The sequence below is a fragment of the Porphyromonas sp. oral taxon 278 str. W7784 genome (assembly GCF_000467855.2).
In the GTDB taxonomy this organism is placed as follows: domain Bacteria; phylum Bacteroidota; class Bacteroidia; order Bacteroidales; family Porphyromonadaceae; genus Porphyromonas.
Window position 1 is genome coordinate 146,858 of the sequence record NZ_KI259230.1, and the last position, 18,831, is coordinate 165,688.

General features: G+C 54.0%; 14 protein-coding genes. 6 read left to right on the forward strand and 8 right to left on the reverse strand.

All coding sequences use genetic code 11. The features are described 5' to 3' along the window. Nucleotides 1-129 precede the first annotated feature (129 nt). The 5 genes from HMPREF1556_RS03590 (at nucleotide 130) to rnr (ending at nucleotide 8,058) form a co-directional block, all read left to right on the forward strand. Nucleotides 130-1,425 (forward strand): histidine-type phosphatase, encoded by a 1,296-nt coding sequence (locus HMPREF1556_RS03590; protein WP_044125181.1) that lies wholly within the window; start codon nucleotides 130-132, stop codon nucleotides 1,423-1,425. Nucleotides 1,426-1,465: 40 nt separating this feature from the next. Further along, nucleotides 1,466-2,641 (forward strand): porin, encoded by a 1,176-nt coding sequence (locus HMPREF1556_RS03595; protein WP_021666900.1) that lies wholly within the window; start codon nucleotides 1,466-1,468, stop codon nucleotides 2,639-2,641. Between the two features lie 625 nt (nucleotides 2,642-3,266). After that, on the forward strand, nucleotides 3,267-4,808 hold the full coding sequence (locus tag HMPREF1556_RS03600; RefSeq protein WP_021666902.1) for a sensor histidine kinase KdpD: 1,542 nt from the start codon (nucleotides 3,267-3,269) through the stop codon (nucleotides 4,806-4,808). A 100-nt stretch (nucleotides 4,809-4,908) separates the two neighbouring features. Further along, the gene (locus HMPREF1556_RS03605) at nucleotides 4,909-5,634 is read left to right on the forward strand and encodes a response regulator transcription factor (RefSeq protein ID WP_021666903.1); all 726 of its coding nucleotides are present in this window, start codon (nucleotides 4,909-4,911) and stop codon (nucleotides 5,632-5,634) included. A 156-nt stretch (nucleotides 5,635-5,790) separates the two neighbouring features. Beyond that, nucleotides 5,791-8,058 (forward strand): ribonuclease R, encoded by a 2,268-nt coding sequence (rnr, locus tag HMPREF1556_RS03610; protein ID WP_021666904.1) that lies wholly within the window; start codon nucleotides 5,791-5,793, stop codon nucleotides 8,056-8,058. A gap of 111 nt (nucleotides 8,059-8,169) precedes the next feature. Here rnr and fabG read toward each other — a convergent pair whose 3' ends face one another. Both fabG and HMPREF1556_RS03620 read right to left on the reverse strand, forming a co-directional pair. Continuing rightward, the gene (fabG, locus tag HMPREF1556_RS03615) at nucleotides 8,170-8,916 is read right to left on the reverse strand and encodes a 3-oxoacyl-[acyl-carrier-protein] reductase (protein WP_021666905.1); all 747 of its coding nucleotides are present in this window, start codon (nucleotides 8,914-8,916) and stop codon (nucleotides 8,170-8,172) included. 55 nt (nucleotides 8,917-8,971) lie between these two features. Continuing rightward, nucleotides 8,972-9,562 carry a TetR/AcrR family transcriptional regulator gene (locus tag HMPREF1556_RS03620; RefSeq protein WP_021666906.1) on the reverse strand — a complete coding sequence of 197 codons (591 nt, stop codon included), beginning with the start codon at nucleotides 9,560-9,562 and terminating at the stop codon, nucleotides 8,972-8,974. A 468-nt stretch (nucleotides 9,563-10,030) separates the two neighbouring features. On the opposite strand from HMPREF1556_RS03620, the gene HMPREF1556_RS03625 reads away from it, so the two are divergent. Further along, the gene (locus HMPREF1556_RS03625) at nucleotides 10,031-10,585 is read left to right on the forward strand and encodes a pyruvoyl-dependent arginine decarboxylase (RefSeq protein ID WP_021666908.1); all 555 of its coding nucleotides are present in this window, start codon (nucleotides 10,031-10,033) and stop codon (nucleotides 10,583-10,585) included. A 128-nt stretch (nucleotides 10,586-10,713) separates the two neighbouring features. On the opposite strand, the gene HMPREF1556_RS03630 is transcribed toward HMPREF1556_RS03625, so the two are convergent. From HMPREF1556_RS03630 to HMPREF1556_RS03655, 6 genes are all read right to left on the reverse strand, one after another. Further along, nucleotides 10,714-11,601, reverse strand: coding sequence for a YicC/YloC family endoribonuclease (locus HMPREF1556_RS03630; RefSeq protein WP_021666909.1), 888 nt, complete (start codon nucleotides 11,599-11,601; stop codon nucleotides 10,714-10,716). Between the two features lie 78 nt (nucleotides 11,602-11,679). Then, on the reverse strand, nucleotides 11,680-12,333 hold the full coding sequence (locus tag HMPREF1556_RS03635; RefSeq protein WP_021666910.1) for a hypothetical protein: 654 nt from the start codon (nucleotides 12,331-12,333) through the stop codon (nucleotides 11,680-11,682). 616 nt (nucleotides 12,334-12,949) lie between these two features. Beyond that, the gene (gene gdhA / locus HMPREF1556_RS03640) at nucleotides 12,950-14,287 is read right to left on the reverse strand and encodes an NADP-specific glutamate dehydrogenase (protein ID WP_021666912.1); all 1,338 of its coding nucleotides are present in this window, start codon (nucleotides 14,285-14,287) and stop codon (nucleotides 12,950-12,952) included. A gap of 576 nt (nucleotides 14,288-14,863) precedes the next feature. Continuing rightward, a complete protein-coding gene (locus HMPREF1556_RS03645) occupies nucleotides 14,864-16,105 on the reverse strand; it encodes an ABC transporter permease (RefSeq protein ID WP_021666913.1) in 1,242 nt (413 codons plus the stop codon). Between the two features lie 17 nt (nucleotides 16,106-16,122). Then, on the reverse strand, nucleotides 16,123-16,467 hold the full coding sequence (locus tag HMPREF1556_RS03650; protein WP_044125182.1) for a ribosome-binding factor A: 345 nt from the start codon (nucleotides 16,465-16,467) through the stop codon (nucleotides 16,123-16,125). Between the two features lie 70 nt (nucleotides 16,468-16,537). After that, a complete protein-coding gene (locus HMPREF1556_RS03655) occupies nucleotides 16,538-18,595 on the reverse strand; it encodes a DNA topoisomerase 3 (RefSeq protein WP_021666915.1) in 2,058 nt (685 codons plus the stop codon). Nucleotides 18,596-18,831 lie beyond the last annotated feature (236 nt).

Sequence of the window (18,831 nt, forward strand, 5' to 3'; positions counted from 1 at the left end):
TACATTTGTCTCAGTCGAGTTAAAAGAACTGCATCTTCCGGTTTACTTCGATTGTGCTATCACGGACAGATAGCCATGACTGATGAATTAGGTAACGTCCTCACAAAGAGGACCTATTTCTATAAGCATATGAGACAGTTTAGACACTACGTGGCGCTACTTTTGCTACTCGCGGTATCGCCATCGCTCTTGGCACAGAAGCAAAGAAGCCAAGCATTCAAGGACAAGTACACGCTCTCTGAAGCGGTCATTCTCAGCCGACATAATATCAGAGCGCCTCTCTCCACCAAGGGAAGTCTCCTGGAGAAAGTCACTACTCACCCTTGGTTTGAATGGACCTCCGGAGCTAGCGAACTGACCTCCCGAGGCGGAGCACTAGAGAATCAGTTCGGACTATACTTCCGCAAGTGGGCCGTCGACGCAGGCCTCTTCAAAGAAAACGCTAATCCCACGAAAGACGAAGTCAATATCTACGCCAATAGCATGCAGCGATGCATCGCCACGGCACGATATTTCACCACTGCTTTCCTCCCTGTCGCAGACATCTCTGTCAATCACCGCTTCGTGCCGAGTAAGATGGATCCTATCTTCTTCCCTCGTCTGACGAAGGTGAGCGAATCGTTCAAGAAGGAAGCGCTGAAGCAAATCGCCGCCATGGGTGGTAAGCGGGGCATCCGTGGGATCAACGAAGATCTGAAGAAAGCCTATGAGATCACCGCAGCCACACTGGATCTCAAGGACTCGCCTGCCTGTAAGTCGGGCCAACTTTGTGCCTTTGACAACTACGATACAGAGATACTTCTCGAGCGGGGTGAAGAGCCACGCATGAAGGGATCGCTAAAGGATGCGAACACCTGTTCGGATGCTTTCATCCTCCAGTTCTATGAAGAGCCCGACGCTAAGAAGGCAGCTTTCGGGCACAATCTTACCATCGAGGACTGGACTCAGATAGCACGCATCAAGGATGTCTATGGAGATGTGCTCTTCTCTGCGCCTATTGTCGCGGTCAATGTAGCTCATCCGCTCCTGACGTACATTTACGACGAGCTGAATGCTAAGGGACGTAAGTTCTCCTTCCTCTGCGGTCACGACTCGAATATCGCTTCGGTCACGGCGGCGCTGGGCGTAGAATCCTACGAACTACCTAATTCCATCGAGAAGAAGACTCCGATCGGCAGTAAGGTAGTCTTCGAGAAGTACGAAGGCAAGGACGGTAAGCTCTACTGCGACATCAATATCGTCTACCAGACGACTGAGCAACTTCGGGAGATCCAACAGCTCAATCTGAAGAATCCTCCGATGATCTACCCGCTCTCCTTCAAGGGACTCAAGCGCAATGCTGATGGACTCTTCCTGCTGAGTGACGTCAATACCCGTCTGATAGAAGCGATCCGTGCCTACGACAAGATCGAAGACACCTTCTAGTCACCAATCACTTTCCCCACCCCCAAGAAGTACATGTATTATGAATATCAGACATAGTCTTCTCCTTGCAGTCACTTCGCTCGGTGCGATGACTGCCATCCAGGCGCAGGAAAAGCTGGATATCAAGCTCACGGGTCGTGCACTCTTCGACCTAGCTACCTATTCGCAGAACGACGCCGCCAAGACACAGGACGGCGAGATGATCGGTGGTGCCGGCATCCGTGATATGCGTATCGGCTTCAAGGTCAATTACGGGCCGAGCTGGTTCTTCCGTGGCGACGTCACGTTTGCTAATAATAAGGTCTCGCTCAAGGATATCTACGTCCAGTACAATTTCAGTAAGGACAACTTCCTTCGTGCTGGTCACTACACCGTTCCCTTTGGATTGTCGTCGGCTTACGGGTCTGCGAAGAAGGAATACCTCGAAGAGCCCGAGGGGAATGTCTATCAGCCCGGCCGTCGCATAGGGCTGATGCACACGATCTCCAATCACCATCTCTGGTGGCAATACGGGATCTTCGCCGACAATTCTGCTCTGACGACGAGCACGGATAAGTCCGGTCCGCAGGGCTTCACCGTGGCGGGGCGTCTGATCTGGCGTCCAGTGATGGGCGAAGGTGCAGGCTTCCACGTCGGGCTCAGCGGGATGCACGTCAAGGCCGAATCGGATCTGAAGAAGGGATCACACATCGCTTACGCGTCGAAGTACCTGACGGCCGTCGACAGGCGCAATGCTATTGCGGTCGATCTGACGGATGCTCGCTGGGAAAACAAGTTCACGGCGGAGTTCCAAGGTATTTATCGCAACTTCCAGCTCAGTAGTCAGTACTATTGGTCGCACGTCAATCGCCTCGGCGGCAATGCTTACGACACCAAGGGATTCTACGTCTCGGCACGTGGTGTCATCGTCAATCCCGTCGACTACAAGTACAACTACGTGACCTCGGGTGTTGATTCTCCGGGCTCGAATAACCTCGAACTGATGCTCGGCTACGGCTTCCTCGACCTCGGGGATACGCATGCGCTGGCCCATTCGAATATCCCGGGCATGGCGGGCGCCGGCAAGATGACCGACTACAGTGCTGGACTTTCGTACTTCTTCAATAAGTACGTCACCGTGCGTCTCAATTACCACCACATGGATGTCAAGCAGTGGAGCCAGACCGAGACGAAGAAGGTCGACGCACTTCAGTTCCGAGTGCAGTACATCTTCTAGTAAGGTCGGATCGGAATCATCCTTATTCGTGGGGCGAGGTGGCTGAAGGTAGCTGCTCCGCCCCACCTGCTTTCGGTCGAAGGTACTTGCCCTTTTAGGGCGAAGTCGTTACACTTTCAGGAGAAAGTACCCGTACTTCACGGGGGAAGTTCAGGTACTTCCGAGAGCATTTTCAGCGAGTTTCGGGGTAAGGTCTTATTATCTCGTAATAAAAGTATTATCAGTTCGTGAGGAAAGTAATATAACATTCGGACGAAAGTAATATAACATTCCGAGAGAAGTAATATTACTTTTGGGGGAATGTTATATTACTTCGGAAGGGAAGTCTTATTACTTTCGATCGAAGGTAATCGAACTTCGCTTCGGAAACCAAGGAATTTGCTCTGGGAAGTTCTGATACTTTTCGCCGAAAGTCAAGGAACTTCCCCCGTCGTCTTCAGCTTCTTCTCCTCGGAAGTGCAGGAACTTCTCCCGTCACCTTCAGCTTCTTCCCTTCGGAAGTAGAGGAGGTCGGGGGACTTACTGCGGGCAGTCAAATGTTAAAACGCAAAGAGAAATGCTTATCTTTGCGCATATTAATAGACGAGGGAGCCTTCAGAAGGCCTGCCTTCTATAAGGATTAATCATGAGAAAACGAGTCATCTGGATCATCATCACGGCCTTGATCTCGGCCTATGGACTCCTCTCATGGGTGCAGTATGAGTACTACGGACGAGTGCTCTCCCTCAGAAAGGAGACCATGCGCTCGCAGATGAAGGACGCCATGAGTAGTGTAGCGCAAGAGCTCCAAGTACGCGAACTCATCCGCTACCTCAATCACGGACTCCAGCGAGAGAATGATCGCTTCGTCGATAGCGAATTCCTCCCCACCTCCGTCGCTGACTTCGACATCTGGACACGGACAAAGCTCGACACGCTGGCGGTCAAAAAGACCATCGAGAGCAATCCTATCTACTCGAAGATACCTCAGACGGGCGACGCTTGTCGCTTCGATTACCGCCCGTCGGACTGGTTGGTGCACGCCTATTTCGCCAATCTTCACTCCCTCGATCGCCATATCCTCAAGTTCATCTACGACAGCTACGCCCGGGATAGTATCCCACAGATGGTGAACGTACGCCTACTGAAGAGCCTCATCCGTGAGAAGCTCGACAGTAAGAATCTCTGTGGTCCGTACCAGATGTCCCTCTACGACTCCGAGGGCAACCTGCTCTACGAGTTCCGACCTCCTATGACGGATCCAGGGAAAAGCTGGGAGGACAAGAATACGATCACGCAGCACCTCTTCGTCCCTACCGATGGGTCGAACGAAGATCGCCCCTACATGAAGCTCTCCATGGATATAGCTCCGACGAAAGCAGAGGTGATGCGTCTGGCTTTCCCGAGCTTAGTCTCCACGGTCATCGTGCTGATCCTCGGCTTCTCAGCCCTTGGCGTCCTGCTCAAGCATATGAGTTTCGCCTCGCAGCGTACGAGCTTCATCAACAATATGACGCACGAGCTGAAGACACCTGTCAGTACGATCCTGCTCTCTACACGTTCGCTCGGGCAGAATCTCTCGGAGAGCGGCGGGGCGAATCCCAAAGTACAGGCGGCACTCTCGATCATCGGGCTGGAGACCCAGCGGATGAAGTTCCTCATCGACAAGGCACTTCAGTTCTCTCTGCTGGATGGTCAGTCGGGGAAGTTCCCACTGGAGCAACTCGATGTCAACGAACTTCTCCTGCCCGTAGCGGAGATCTACACCTTCCACGCCCAGCAGCGGGGAGGTGATCTTCTTCTAGATCTCGATGCGATCAATACTTGGGTGCGGGGGAATTCCATTCACCTCTCCAACGTCTTCTTCAACCTGCTGGACAATGCCGTCAAGTACAGCAAGCCTTCAGAGCCACTTCAGCTGGCGATCCGTACTAAAGACGAGGAGGGCATGATATGCATCATCGTCGAAGATAATGGTATCGGGATGGAGAAGAAAGAACTTAAGCGGGTCTTCGACCGCTTCTACCGAGTCTCGTCGGGGAATAAATACGAGGTGAGAGGCTTTGGTCTCGGCCTGGCCTACGTCACCTCCGTCATCCGTCAGTGTGGTGGCACCATCACCGCTGAGAGTACGCTCGGCGTCGGCACCAGGATGATCATCCGCCTACCAGCTTCAGCGATGGAGTAGATAGTGGAATAAGATGTAAGAACTTAGCATAGATATTAGCACAGCTTAATAAGATATATTTCCAGCGTAATATTCACTAACGAACGTTAATACTGCTACTATGGACGAACCTATAAGGATCCTCCTCTGCGAGGATGAAGAGAACCTAGGGACAATCCTTCAGGAACTCCTTCAGAGTAAGAAGTTCGCCGTCACCCTTTGTACCGATGGTGACCAAGGGTGGGAAGCCTTCAAGAGCGCCAAGTACGATCTCTGTCTCCTGGATATCATGATGCCCAAGCGAGATGGACTGACACTGGCTAAGGACATTCGTAGTCTTTCGGCCGACGTACCCATTATCTTCCTCACCGCTCTGGGTATGAGGGAGAACGTACTTGAGGGATTCCGCTCCGGCGCTGACGACTACATCACGAAGCCGTTTAGTATGGAGGAGCTCCTCCTTCGTATCGAAGCGATCCTCAGACGCACCGTCAAGCACGATGGAGACAAGGAACCTCAGCGTGTCTATCAAATAGGACGCTACGTCTTCAATACGACGACGCAGACGCTCTCGCTTGGTGAGCAGTCCCGTCGTCTTACTACTAAGGAGTGCGAACTGCTGTCGCTCCTCTGCCTTTTCGCCAATCAGACGCTCGAGCGTGGCCATGCGCTCAACGTCATCTGGGGAATCACAGAGCCAGCTGGCGGGCATGATAGCTCGTTCAGTCAGCGAAGTATGGATGTCTATGTGACGAAGCTCCGCCGTATGCTCGATGCCGATGAGCGTGTCGAGATAAAGAATGTCCACGGCAAGGGCTATAAGTTGGTCGTCCCTGTCGAAGATTAGCCTCGACTCCGACGACAGACTTCTCTACTCATCAGACATCTACACATCCTCCCTTAGAGCCTATTCCCTGGCGAAGTGCCTCCACCTGAGGAGCGCACTACGCTAGAGGGATAGCTCATTTGTACCCTGTCGGGGTACGACCTTTATTACAATAGAATGATGAGTAAGAAAAATAAGACCGTCACTTCGCCGAAGAAACCCAAGAAGGGTAAGACACCTTCGGGCGAAGGTCGCCAAATCAATCGAAGGGATATCCTTCGAGTTGCTCGCCTTGTGTTCGAGGAGAATGAAGGGCGAGTCTTAAACTACAAGCAAGTTTGCTATGCCTTCGGCAAGACAAACATGGGACAGAAGCGTGCGATCTATCAGGCTTTGGTCGAGATGGCCGAGACAGGCGAGATCGAACAAGTAGAGCCCGGGCGCTTCATCCGTGGTGGTGCACGCACCGCCCGCCTAGAGGGACGCTTCGACTATCGTGGTGGTCACCCCTCCTTTATCCCCGATGATCCCGAGTTGGAGCCGATGCCCCTCTCCGAACGTGCGCTATCGACCGCCCTACATGGCGATCGTGTCGCCGTCTCCTTCGTCAAAAATCGTCGAGGTGAATACAAACGCCTTCAGATCACTGATATTCTCGAGCGTCGCCCAGCGACTTATGTCGGGAGCCTTCAGCTGGCACGAGGCTACGCTTTCTTCGTGACGCTGAACAAGGAGCTTCGTCAAGACGTCTTCATCCCTGAGGATAAGACCCTCGGAGCTACGAGTAGGGACAAGGTCCTCATCCGTATCACCGGCTGGGATCCTAAGAGTAAAAATCCCCGAGGTGAAGTCATCGACGTCCTCGGTCAGTCGGGAGACAACACGACGGAGATGCATGCGATCCTCGCAGAATTCGGATTACCCTACAGCTATCCTGAAGAAGTCGAGCGTGCTGCAGAGGCTCTCTCCGAAGCCATCACAGAAGAGGAGCTCCAGCATCGTGAGGACTTCCGAGGTGTACTGACCTGTACGATCGACCCGAAGGACGCTAAGGACTTCGACGATGCACTGTCCTTCCGCCAGCTTCCTGATGGACTCTACGAGGTGGGTGTACATATCGCCGACGTGAGTCACTATGTACAGCCCGGCAGTATCATCGATGACGAGGCTTACAAGAGAGCTACCAGCGTCTATCTCGTCGACCGAACCATCCCGATGCTACCTGAGCGTCTGAGCAATTTCCTCTGTTCGCTCCGCCCCGATGAAGATAAGTACGCCTACAGCTGTATATTCCAGCTGGACGAGGGTGCGAATCTTCGCTCGGCTCGTATCGCCCGAACGGTGATCCGTAGTCAGCGACGCTTCACCTACGAAGAGGCTCAGGAGATCATCGATACCGGCCACGGCGACCACGCAGAGGCTATACTTAGCCTGCATCGACTGGCTCAACAGCTCCGTGCTCGGCGCTTTGGGCGGGGGAGTATTGCCTTTGATCGCCCCGAAGTTCGCTTCGAACTCGACGAGACTGGTAAGCCGATCGCCGTCCAGATCAAGGAGAGTAAGCCCGCCCATCAGCTGATCGAGGAGTTCATGCTCCTGGCTAATCGCACCGTAGCTGAGCGTATCGCCGAGCCTGGACGACGGGACATTACCCCAGCGATTACCGTCAAGGGCAAGCCCGCCTTCGTCTATCGTATCCACGAAGCTCCTGATGAAGAGAAGCTCCGCTCCTTAGCAGACTTCGTCCATCGCTTTGGATACCGCCTCAAGACAGAGGGTGGGGCAGAGGCTATTGCCAAGAGTCTCAACCAGCTTCTCACTGATATTAAGGGCCGGCCAGAGGAAGATATGCTCACTATGCTGGCTATCCGCTCGATGGCAAAAGCTCGCTATACGACGGCGCATATCGGCCACTACGGGCTGGGATTTGCTAGCTACACGCACTTCACTTCGCCCATTCGTCGCTATCCTGACTTGATGGTGCACCGCCTGCTCACTCGCTATCTCATCGAGGGTAAGCCTTCGGTCGACGCCTCTTCTCTCGAGGATCAGTGCGATCATGCCTCAGATATGGAGTCCCTGGCAGCGACAGCCGAGCGTGCCTCGATTAAGTACAAGCAGGTCGAGTACATGATACCACGGCTCGGGGAGAAGTTCTCTGGGGTCATCACTGGCCTTGCCGACTGGGGGATCTACGTCGAGCTGGAGGAAAATAAGTGTGAAGGTCTCGTGCCCGCTCGTGATCTCTCCGACGACTATTACGTCTATGATGAGACGAACTTCCGACTTGTCGGGCGTCATACAGGCCGTACCTTCTCCCTGGGTGACAAGGTAGAGATCGTCGTAGCTCAGGCTGATCTTGCCCGCAAGCAGTTGGACTTCGCTCTGGCTGAAGAGCTCGAGGACAAGCGCTCTACAGTACGTCGTCCCGCACGTCGCTACTAGGACCTCGGTCGATCGATAAGTAGTAAAGCAAAAGTCTTGGCTCCACAGGGTGGAGCCAAGCCTTTTTCGTTTGCCTGCCATCAGGCAAGCTGGCTGTAGAATGGTCGAAGACTACATGTTCATCCCACCACAGACGTGGATGGTCTGACCAGAGACGTAGCTGGAGAGATCGCTAGCGAGGAAGGTAGCTACGTTAGCTACATCCTCAGGCGTACCGCCACGACGGAGGGGGATCTGAGCTTCCCACTGCTTACGTACGTCTTCGGAGAGCGCACCTGTCATATCGGTGACGATGAAGCCTGGTGCGATCGCATTGGCACGTACGCCACGAGCGCCGAGTTCCTTAGCGATACTCTTGGCCAGACCGATCATACCTGCCTTCGAAGCAGAATAGTTCGTCTGTCCTGCATTACCAGAGACACCGACGACAGAGGCCATATTGATGATGCTACCGCTACGCTGCTTGACCATGACGGGCGTGACAGCATGGATGAGGTTGAAGGCACTCTTGAGGTTGACATTGATGACGAGGTCCCACTGCTCTTCGCTCATGCGCATCATCAGACCGTCACGGGTGATCCCGGCGTTATTGACGAGCACGTCGATACGGCCGAAGTCAGCGACGACTTCATCGACGAGCTTGTGAGCATCATCGAAGTTCGCAGCGTTGGATGCATAAGCCTTAGCCTTGACACCGAGGGCTTCGAGCTCCTTGATGAAGGCTTCTACAGACTCGTCTATCTTGAGATCGGTGATAGCTACAGAGGCTCCTTCCTGAGCGTACTTCAGAGCGATAGCTCGACCGATACCACGACCAGCACCTGTGATGATGGCCACCTTGTTAGCAAGTAGATTCATTAGTTTATCGTATTAAGTATGAATTCGGATGTTGTTTATTATACCTTCCTCGGCTCTACTCAGGACTCTCGAGCCCGTGTAGTATGAGATGACGCACGGTGGCACGGATCTCTTCGATGGTTCCTTTGGCTCGGTAGGACCCGCTGATGAAGGGGACTTCCATGCCTTTGATGATATTCTGCAGGAGATAAGCCATGAGTCGAGGGTTGGGAATCGAGAAGTGCCCGAGGCGTTTACCTTCTTCGAGCAAGTCCTGGAGCTGATGGATCTCCTTCTCATCGAAGGAAGAGCGGGCCCGCTCGACGAGCCAAGCGTCTCGGAAGAACTCGGCACGAAGTGAGCCATTGCGAAGGACCAGGTCCTTGATCTTGTCCAGATGCGTGAGCATCATCGTGAGGATCTTCTCCTCGGGAGTCGCAGGGAGGCGACGGATGAGCTCCATATCGTGCCAGAGTCTCTCGAGCTCTCGCTCGATGACAGCTTGGAAGATCTCATCTTTGTTTCGGAAGTATGTGTAGAGCGTACGGCGACCCTTCTTCGAGGCATCAGCAATGTCGTTCATCGTCGTATTGGTAAACCCAACCCGAGCGAAGAGCTGTCGTGCGACCTCGATCATCAGATCCTTTGTTTTGACGATGGTAGCCATGCGTAGTGTACCGTATTTCCTTTCGTTGTGCTATGGTAAGGGGGAGGTAAGCCCCGCCCCAAACTCTTACAAAGCTACGAAAAATTGCGCAAAAGTGCCCGATGCGTGCAATTCGATTGCCCTGCTTCTTCCCCACGCCTTTTCGTGCAAGCGCCCCCGCTTCTCTGATCATCGACGAGCTATTGGCCGATAGTGACGAAGCGTTTTCAGGAGATTCGCTCGGCTCTTTCAGCTAGTTTAGCCCCGCCTTACCTGATCCTGCCTCCTAGACACTGGAGCTCTGGAGCCGATTCTTGGCGAGAAAGAGGGGTATATGCCGTAGAAAGGTGTCGATCTAAGGGCTAAAGTTCTTAAAAATAGTGTACCTTTGTAAGCCTTTGGCCTACCGAACATCAGAACAAGTCTTCGGTATCTGCCGGCGGACAAGCGTGAGTATAAACATTAATCATATAGCATATTTCGAACTAAATGAGTAAGTACGTAGGGAATCTTATCCCCCACACCTTCTTCGTGACGAAGGGTAGCGGTGAGTCGGATCTGGAGCTGCACGCTGGGTCATATCATATGGCTCTGTATGATGCAGGGATCTCTGACTTCAACATCATGGTCTATTCGTCCGTCCTGCCCGCTACGGCACACATCGCTTCGATGGATGAGATCGACCTGCCCCCGTTCGGTTCAGAGATGAAGACCATCCTGGCGGTCTCACATGGCCAGCAGGACGAATTCGTTTCGGCTGGTATCGTCTACGCTTGGATGTATGCTGATGAGAACTTCGACAATAAGGTCGGCGGACTCGTCTGCGAAGTCAGCGGTCGCTACCGTATCGAGGAGCTCGAAGCACGTCTGATCCGTGTGATCAATGACCTGCATCAGAAGACCTACTCGCAGTACTACCTCGGCGAACTGAACTTCGTGACCGAAGGGATCACGATCGAGAAGCGCTATGGTACGGCTCTGGCTGGTCTGTGCTTCGTTGATTTCCAGCTCCCCGAAGTAGAGCCCGTAGAGCGTCACTTCTAGTAGACAGCGCTTCGCCTCTGTAGAGCGGAGCCTCGAATATCCTGATAAGCCACGAGCTTCAGCACCTCGATATGAGGACTGAAGCTCGTGGCTTATTCATTGGTGGGCTGTAGGGAGCGGGGAGGTGACTAGAGGATGTTTAGCACCTGCTCCTTGATCTGCTCCAGTTCGTCCTTCATCTTGACGACGATCTGCTGCATCTCGGCCTGGTTGCTCTTCGATCCCATGGTGTTGATCTCACGTCCGATCTCCTGAGCTATGAAGCCCAGCGTCTTGCCTTGACCTGGAGCATCGGCATCAAGTACCTCCAGGAAGTAGCTGAGGTGATGGGCCAGGCGGGACTTCTCTTCGTTGATGTCGAGCTTCTCGATGTAGTAGATCATCTCCTGCTCGAGGCGTGAGCTGTCGTAGCCACCAGCTGGTGCGATCTTGGCTAGCCCTTCCTCAAGGCGCTGACGAATCGCAGTGATACGCTCAGCTTCAGGGAAGGTGATGTCTCGTAGCAGTGCAGAGATCTTCTCGATACGTAGTGCACAGACCTCACGTAGCATCTTACCCTCCTGCAGACGGAAGGATTGTAGCTCCTCGATCGCCTGTAAAGTGGTGGTGCGAACGACTTCCCACTCCTCCTTACTTACCTCTGAGGGACGGCTGGACTCACTGTCCATCACCCCAGGAAGACGTAGTAGTGCGACGGGATCGATCGGGAAGTCAAGCCCTGACTCCGTGCGTATGCTCTGTAGCTGGTGGATGTAGCCGAGGAGAGATTCCTTATTGATCGGGGTCGCATTTCCCTCTAGCATATCGTCCTCCATCGTCACAGTGAGATCGATCTTACCTCGCTGTAGACGGTCAGCGATGAGGGAGCGAAGTTCGAGTTCTCCCTCACGGTAGGCGGAGGCAATACGTGCTGAGATGTCAGCTTGCTTGCTGTTGAGCGACTTGATGGCTACGGTGATGGTCCGGCTACCGAAGCGTGCCGAGGCCTTCCCAAAGCCGGTCATGGAGTGTATCATATAGGATGTTTGCTTTATTGTCGGGCAAACATACGAAATATTCACGAGTCGGCGCACGCCGATAGCTGTCACACGGCTCTAGAGGAGCACACCGAACTTCAGGGATAGCCCGCCCGAGCTCCCCCAGTACTTATCGAAGTATTTGCTCGAATTGAATTCCTGATAGCCGTAGCCTAGGCTCATCGTGAAGCGATTGATCGCTATCCCACCCGAGATAGAGAGATAGAGCCCGTGGAGTCCCGAGTGAGTCAGCCCCAGCGAATAGCCAGGCTTGATGTCGAAGAAGGGCTTTACGACCGAACTTGTAGGCAATGTTGCACGTAGATTCACGAAGAGGGGGAGCATCCAGAAGGCATCCCGATGGGGACGAGAGAAATAACCATCGAAGCCCAAGCCACCACCGAGGTAGATCGTGGGGCTAACGAGCGTGCCGAAAGAACCGAGGAACTCGATACGTCCATTGCGATCGGCCGAGACAAAGCCCAGCTCGAGTGTCCCCGCATAGGCCGATGCCGAGGTGCTTCTATACTGGTAGTGACGGCGTGGTGCCGCTTCGCTGAAGCTGAGTGCATAGTCTCTGGCTTCGCTGGTCGAAGTCTCGGAGGGGAGAAGGGCTGACACTCCTTGTGGAGAAGCAGTAGTCTGAAGGGCTCGGCCCTCGAAGTTTTGAGCTTGGGCGCCCGCAGTGATCGAGCCGATCGTAAGCAGGGCGGAGAAGATCTTCTCCATCATGGGTCTAGTCTTATTAGTAGTGAAGTAACTTGTTCGGGGAGAGAAGCTCCTAAGTCGTCCGGGATGGAGCGCCTCATCGCTTGAGAATGGCGAAGCGTCTGCTCGGGAAGAAACCTCTTACATTAGGACGTGGCGCTTTATTCTGGTGGAAGTGAAGTGCCTCGCTAATTGAGTTCGTACACCTTCTATACAGAAGGAGCGATTCATCTCATCGATAGCGGTGCTCCTTTCCTCAAGAAGGTGCGTTCGTCCCATTAGTAGCAGTAGTCCTTCCCCTCAGGAAGGTGCGTTCGTTTTTGTTAGTAGTGGCACACCTAGTTATGGGTAGTGGCATGCCTTTTATCTAGTAATAAAGTTTCTTTTAGTAGTAATGACGCACCTTCTTCCTTTATACTGCCAAGTATCGCTAGGGGAAGAGCGGACGAAGATGCATGCACTATTCTAACGGCTCTTCGTCTCAGCTCGGTATGTTTGGCTTCTCATTTGGGCGTTTCTTCCTAGTAGAAGAGGGAGAGCCATCAGCCCCGCCGATAGGACATAAAAGGACCAGCCCGCATCCCCCGTGGAGGGAATGCGGGCTGGTCTCGTATGATGTTAGGTGAATGGAGTCGTCTCCTTAGATGACGCCCTGTTCGAGCATCGCCTGAGCTACCTTGAGGAAGCCTGCGACATTAGCACCCTTGACGTAGTTGATGTAGTCACCTTCACGACCATTCTTGACACACTGTTCGTGGATGTCACTCATGATCTGATGGAGCTTAGCATCGACTTCTTCGTTGGTCCAAGAGAGGTGCATAGCGTTCTGCGTCATTTCCAGACCCGAAGTAGCTACACCACCAGCGTTGACAGCCTTACCAGGAGCGAAGAGCATCTTCTTTTCTACGAAGTATTCTGCTGCTTCGGCGGTGCAACCCATGTTAGAAGTTTCGGCTACGATCGTGACACCATTAGCGTGAAGTAGCTTGGCATCCTCTTCGTTCATTTCGTTCTGCGTAGCGCAAGGCATTGCGATGTCTACCTTCTGTTCCCATGGCTTCTTGCCTGCGAAGAACTGAGCGTTGGGGAACTTCTTAGCGTAGTCAGAGACGACGTCGTTACCGCTGGAGCGGAGATCAAGCATAGCCTGGAACTTTTCAGGCGTGTTGATGCCGTCTGGGTCGTAGACGTAGCCGTCAGGACCGGAGATCGTGACGACCTTTGCACCGAGTTCGGTAGCCTTCTGAGCCACACCCCAAGCTACGTTACCGAAGCCAGAGATAGCGACTGTCTTGCCCTTGAGGTCGATGCCGTGCTGCTTGCAGATGTGCTGTACGAAGTACACAGCGCCGAATCCCGTAGACTCGGGGCGCAGACGAGAGCCACCGAAGGTGAAGCCCTTACCCGTCATCGTACCGGTATGCTCGTTAGCCAGGCGCTTGTACTGGCCATACATGTAGGCTACTTCACGACCACCTACGCCGATGTCACCAGCAGGTACGTCGGTATCTGGGCCGATGTGGCGCCACAGCTCACGCATGAAGCTCTGACAGAACGTCATGATTTCGCGGTCACTGCGACCCTTAGGAGAGAAGTCTGCACCTCCCTTACCGCCACCCATTGGGAGCGTGGTGAGTGCATTCTTGAAGGTCTGCTCGAAACCGAGGAACTTGAGGATGGAGAGATTGACAGAAGGATGGAAGCGGATACCGCCCTTGTATGGGCCGATAGCGTTGTTGAACTGCACGCGGTAGCCGATGTTTACATGGACTTTACCGGCATCGTCGATCCAAGGTACACGGAAGGTAATGATACGGTCTGGCTCTACAAGGCGTTCGATGATGGCTGCCTTTTCGAACTCGGGGTGCTGGTTGTAGACTTCTTCGACGGAGAGAAGTACTTCCTTGACAGCCTGGAGGAATTCCTTTTCACCAGGGTGCTTTGCCTCGAGAGAGGCTAGAATCTCAGCTGATTTCATAACTGATCGATCTAATAGTTTTGCGTGTACGGCTCTTATGGTTGAGAGCCATTATTTCATAGGCAAATGTATGCAATGATTTTTGGCTTGGCAAATCATCCTCTTTCTTTTAATTTCTTAGGAAATAGGCTGTAACTACCGCTGTTTTCCCTATGAAGAGAAATGCCTGCTCTTTGTCTCCAAGGCGTGTGAAAATCATGAATTATCCCTCGGATTTATGAAAATATTCCGTGGTATAGTGCTGGAGTCAGGACGAGGAATTTTAGATCTTCTCTATGATTATGGAGTGTCGGGGGAAATTATTCTATCCATACGAGCTCCGCCTTCGTGTGGGGAATGGCTTGCTTGCGCTGGGCCGGAGGAGAAATTAGCGAGCTAAGCAGAGGCAGATCTGCTGTAATTCTAGACCGCATTGCCGGTAGTTCGCCACTTCATTACCTGTAGCGATGTGAATCATTACAGGAGGTAGTTGAGGGAGCTTGTGGGGAAGCTCTATGCATACGAAGGTAAGGGGAGGGTGGTGATCCCTTGATCGGGAGGTGTCTTTCGGCCGGTCTGGAGCCGAAGGTATTGCTCCTATCGCTCACTACGCCCGAGGAAGCGGGTTGGGTAGAGGGAGATGAGGTAGGAGAGTAGGGTCACGGAGGCGAAGATGATCAGGAGATCCAGCGGACGTACATCCACGGGGAGCGCCATCGCTTCGATACCGTTACCCGAACGTATCAGCCCGAAGTGCTGCTGCAGGAGGCAGATCCCCCAGCCCATGAGCATACCCACCGACGTGCCTGCTAGGGCAATGAGTAGCCCGACACGACGGAAGACTGCCTGAGTGAAGCTTGGTGGAGCTCCGAGTGCAGAGAAGATGCGGGTGTCTGCTTGCTTCTCGATGAGGAGCATAGCGAGCGAACTGGCGACATTGAAGGCTGCCAGAAGGAGGATGAAGAGCATGATGAGGTAGGTCATCAGCTTCTCCATGCGGATGAGATAGGAGAGATCGGGGTGTTGCTCCTCACGGTCGAGCGCTACTAAGCGTCCACTGTAGAGCTTACTGACGTCAGCCTTGAAGTGCTCTGTAGATACTTCAGGTCTGAGGCGAATGGCGATGGCGGATACTTCTCCCGCATCGTAGTCAAGTACCTCTTGGAGGGCTTCGAGGGGTAGGTAGATCGCCCCGTCGGTCTCTTGGCTTGTCGGCGGATATTGACCGATGACTTGCCCCTCAAGACTCTGGAAGGCCGAGGCGGGACTCAGTGGATTGGTGAAGCCGAGACGCTTGGGGAAGAGCACTTCTGCTGGGACTATTCCTCCACCATTAAGCGCACTATCTAGCGGGAAGAGAATAGCCGAGCCAAGGAGGATCGGTGTGACGGGCTCCCCTTCACCGTCGATCAGTGCCGTAGGGGCGTGTAGCTTGGAGGCTTCGGGATGGGTGTGGGCAAGGGGATAGACGGAAGAGAAGGCCGAATCAATGCCCACGGCATCGACGACCCACTGCTGCTGGCCCGAGCGGAGGAGTGCTTTGCTCTCGAGCCTCAGGGCAATGGCCTTCGCTCCGAACTGAGAGAGTTGCTCGCGGTAGTTGGGATAGTCGGCTAGACGAAAGGTCTTCCCCTCCTGAGTGCGTAGCAGGATGTCGGCATCTATCTGCTCCGTCCCCGCCAGGATCATCGTGACATAGCCGTTGTAGACGGAGAGCACACAGACCAGCGCCATAGCCACGACGGCGATGGCGACAGCAGAGATCGCCGTCACATAGTTCACCGCATGCAGTCGGGTGCGACTGATGAGGTAGCGAAGAGCTATACGGAAGCTAAGCACGAGCCGTGGGGCGGAGGCTACTTGTCGTGTAGTCCTAGGAGGGTATCGATACGCTCAAGGTAATCGAGCGAGTCATCGATGAAGAAGGTGAGTTCAGGGAGCTTGCGCAGTTGCTTACCGACACGTAGGCCTAGGTCGTAGCGAATGGCCTTAGCATTGGCACGGATGGACTCGAGTAGCTCTTCACCACGCTCTGAGGGGAAGATACTCAGTCGTACACGTGCGATACTGAGGTCGGGGCTGACCGTCACCGAGGTCACGGAGATCAGCGTACCTGGGAGGCTCTGTGTCTGTATGCGGAAGAGGTCACTGACCTCCTTCTGGATAAGCCGATTGATACGGCTCATTCTTGTATTATCCATCTTGGGTCTTTACTATTCTGTTTCTTACAAAGTTAGTCAAAGAAAGGGGAGGCCCTTTCCTCTGGTCACCTTAGAAGAGTAGGGAAGGCTCCTCTACAGGCTCTTGTTGCGATCGCTCGATGTAGCGCTGGAGAGCCTCGATGCTACTGGTCTCGGGGCAAAGGTCGAAGGGTATTCGGTAGTCGCATCCTTCGTGATAAGCCGAGCAACCGAAGGCTGTCCGCCCTCGTAGTAGTACGCCACGACCGCACCGAGGACAAGGGATCTCTGTGCTTCGTACCTCCTCAGGCTTCGGGGGGGACGGCTGGGGAGCAAGGACGGATTGGGTCAGCTGGTAGAGCATCGCCTTCAGCTCGTCGATGAAGCTCTTGGTCTCGAGCTCTCGTCGCTCGATCTGACGAAGCTTATATTCCCATTGTCCGGTGAGGGCAGCGCTCTTGAGCAGTTCGTAGTTGATGAGACCGATGAGCTGACGGCCTGTGTCGGTGGCGTGGATCTGATTCTTCTTGACCTTGACGATGTAGCCACGCTTGAAGAGGGTCTCGATGATGTTCGCCCGAGTAGAAGGGCGACCGATGCCGTTCTCTTTCATGGCTTCTCGGAGTTCTTCGTCCTCGACTAGTTTCCCAGCTGTCTCCATCGCTCGCAGGAGTGTCGCTTCGGTGTAGTACTTCGGGGGTTGGGTCTGGCGCTCCTTGAGTTCGGGGAGGTGCTCACCTTGCTCTCCGACGACGAAGTTAGGGAGAAGCGCTTCTTGGGGCTCTTCTGTGTCGGAGGTCTTCCCCGTGGAGTTGCTCTCGTTCGTAGGCTCAGGTGCATTCCCTTCGAATACCACTCGCCATCCAGGCTTAAGGATCTCCTTGCCCGAGGTCTTGAACTTCACCCGCTCGACAGCACCCTCGACCGTGGTCGTACTGACCTTGCAGTCGGGGTAGAAGACTGCGATGAAGTGCCGAGCCACGAGATCGTACACCTGTTGCTCCCGCTCGGAGAGCCCTCCAGTACGCTGGCCCGTCGGGATGATGGCATGGTGGTCGGTGACCTTCTTATTATCGAATACCTTCTTATCCTTGCGTATCGGCGCTCCGCTCAGCAGAGGTGCTACGAGGGTGGGGTAGGGAGTGACTAGTCCTCTGAGTATACCCGCTACCTTGGGATAAAGGTCTTCGCTCAGGTAAGTCGTATCGACACGGGGGTAAGTCGTGAGCTTCTTCTCATAGAGACTCTGGATCGTCGCTAGGGTCTCTTCGGCACTCATGTTGAACTTCTTATTACACGCCACCTGTAGGCTCGTTAGGTCGAAGAGCTTCGGTGCGCTCTCCTTACCATCCTTCTTCTTCACGCTCGTGATGGAGAAGGGTTTGCCGATGATGCTCGAGAGGGCAGCTTCGGCCTTAGCCTTATCGGTGTACTTCCCCTTATCGGCTGAGAAGAGGACTTCTCTGTAGCGGGTCTTCAGCTCCCAATAGGTCTCACTCTGGAAGTGCTCAATAGTCTCTTGGCGCTCGACGATCAGTGCCAAGGTCGGTGTCTGTACCCGTCCGATGGAGAGGGGTTGCTTGCGGTCGCTCCCTCCGTAGCGCAGGGTGTAGAGGCGGGTAGCATTCATCCCGAGGAGCCAGTCTCCGATGGCACGGGCGAGCCCTGCCTCATAGAGCGACTGATAGTCCGCCTCGTCTCTCAGGTGCTCGAAGCCCTCACGTATCGCCTCATCCGTGAGCGACGAGATCCAGAGACGGCGCACGGGGACACGGCATCCAGCCTTCTGGAGGACCCAGCGCTGGATGAGTTCGCCCTCCTGACCAGCATCACCGCAGTTGATGACTTCGGTAGCTTGGCTGACCAGGCGCTCGATGACCTCTAGCTGTCGCTGATAGTGCTCTATGGGGATGGGCTTGATCCCAAAGCGCTCAGGGATCATCGGTAGCGAAGAGAGGCTCCAGGACTTCCAGGAGGGTGTGTAGTCGTGGGGCTCCTTCAGCGTGCACAGATGTCCGAAGGTCCAAGTGACTGCATAGCCATTCCCCTCCATGTATCCCACGCCGTGGTCTACCTGTCGGTGATTAGCTCCAAGGATGGAAGCGATGTCGCGAGCCACGCTGGGCTTCTCTGCTATACAGACGATCAAGATCTAGAGGACGAAGAGCTATTATGATGGGTGAATCTTATTCGTGCTCCTTATACGGGCAAAAGCGAACTGCTCGACAAGGAGTTTAGTGGTGCAAAGATACGCTAAATAGCCGAGCCTCGGCCCTTCTTCGTGCGAGGCTGTCAGGGGATCTGGCGCTTGGGTGAGGAAGGGCGTCTGCCCTTGGCTTAAGGGGGCAAAAAAGCGACCTACGGTAGGTCGCCGAAAAAACCTAC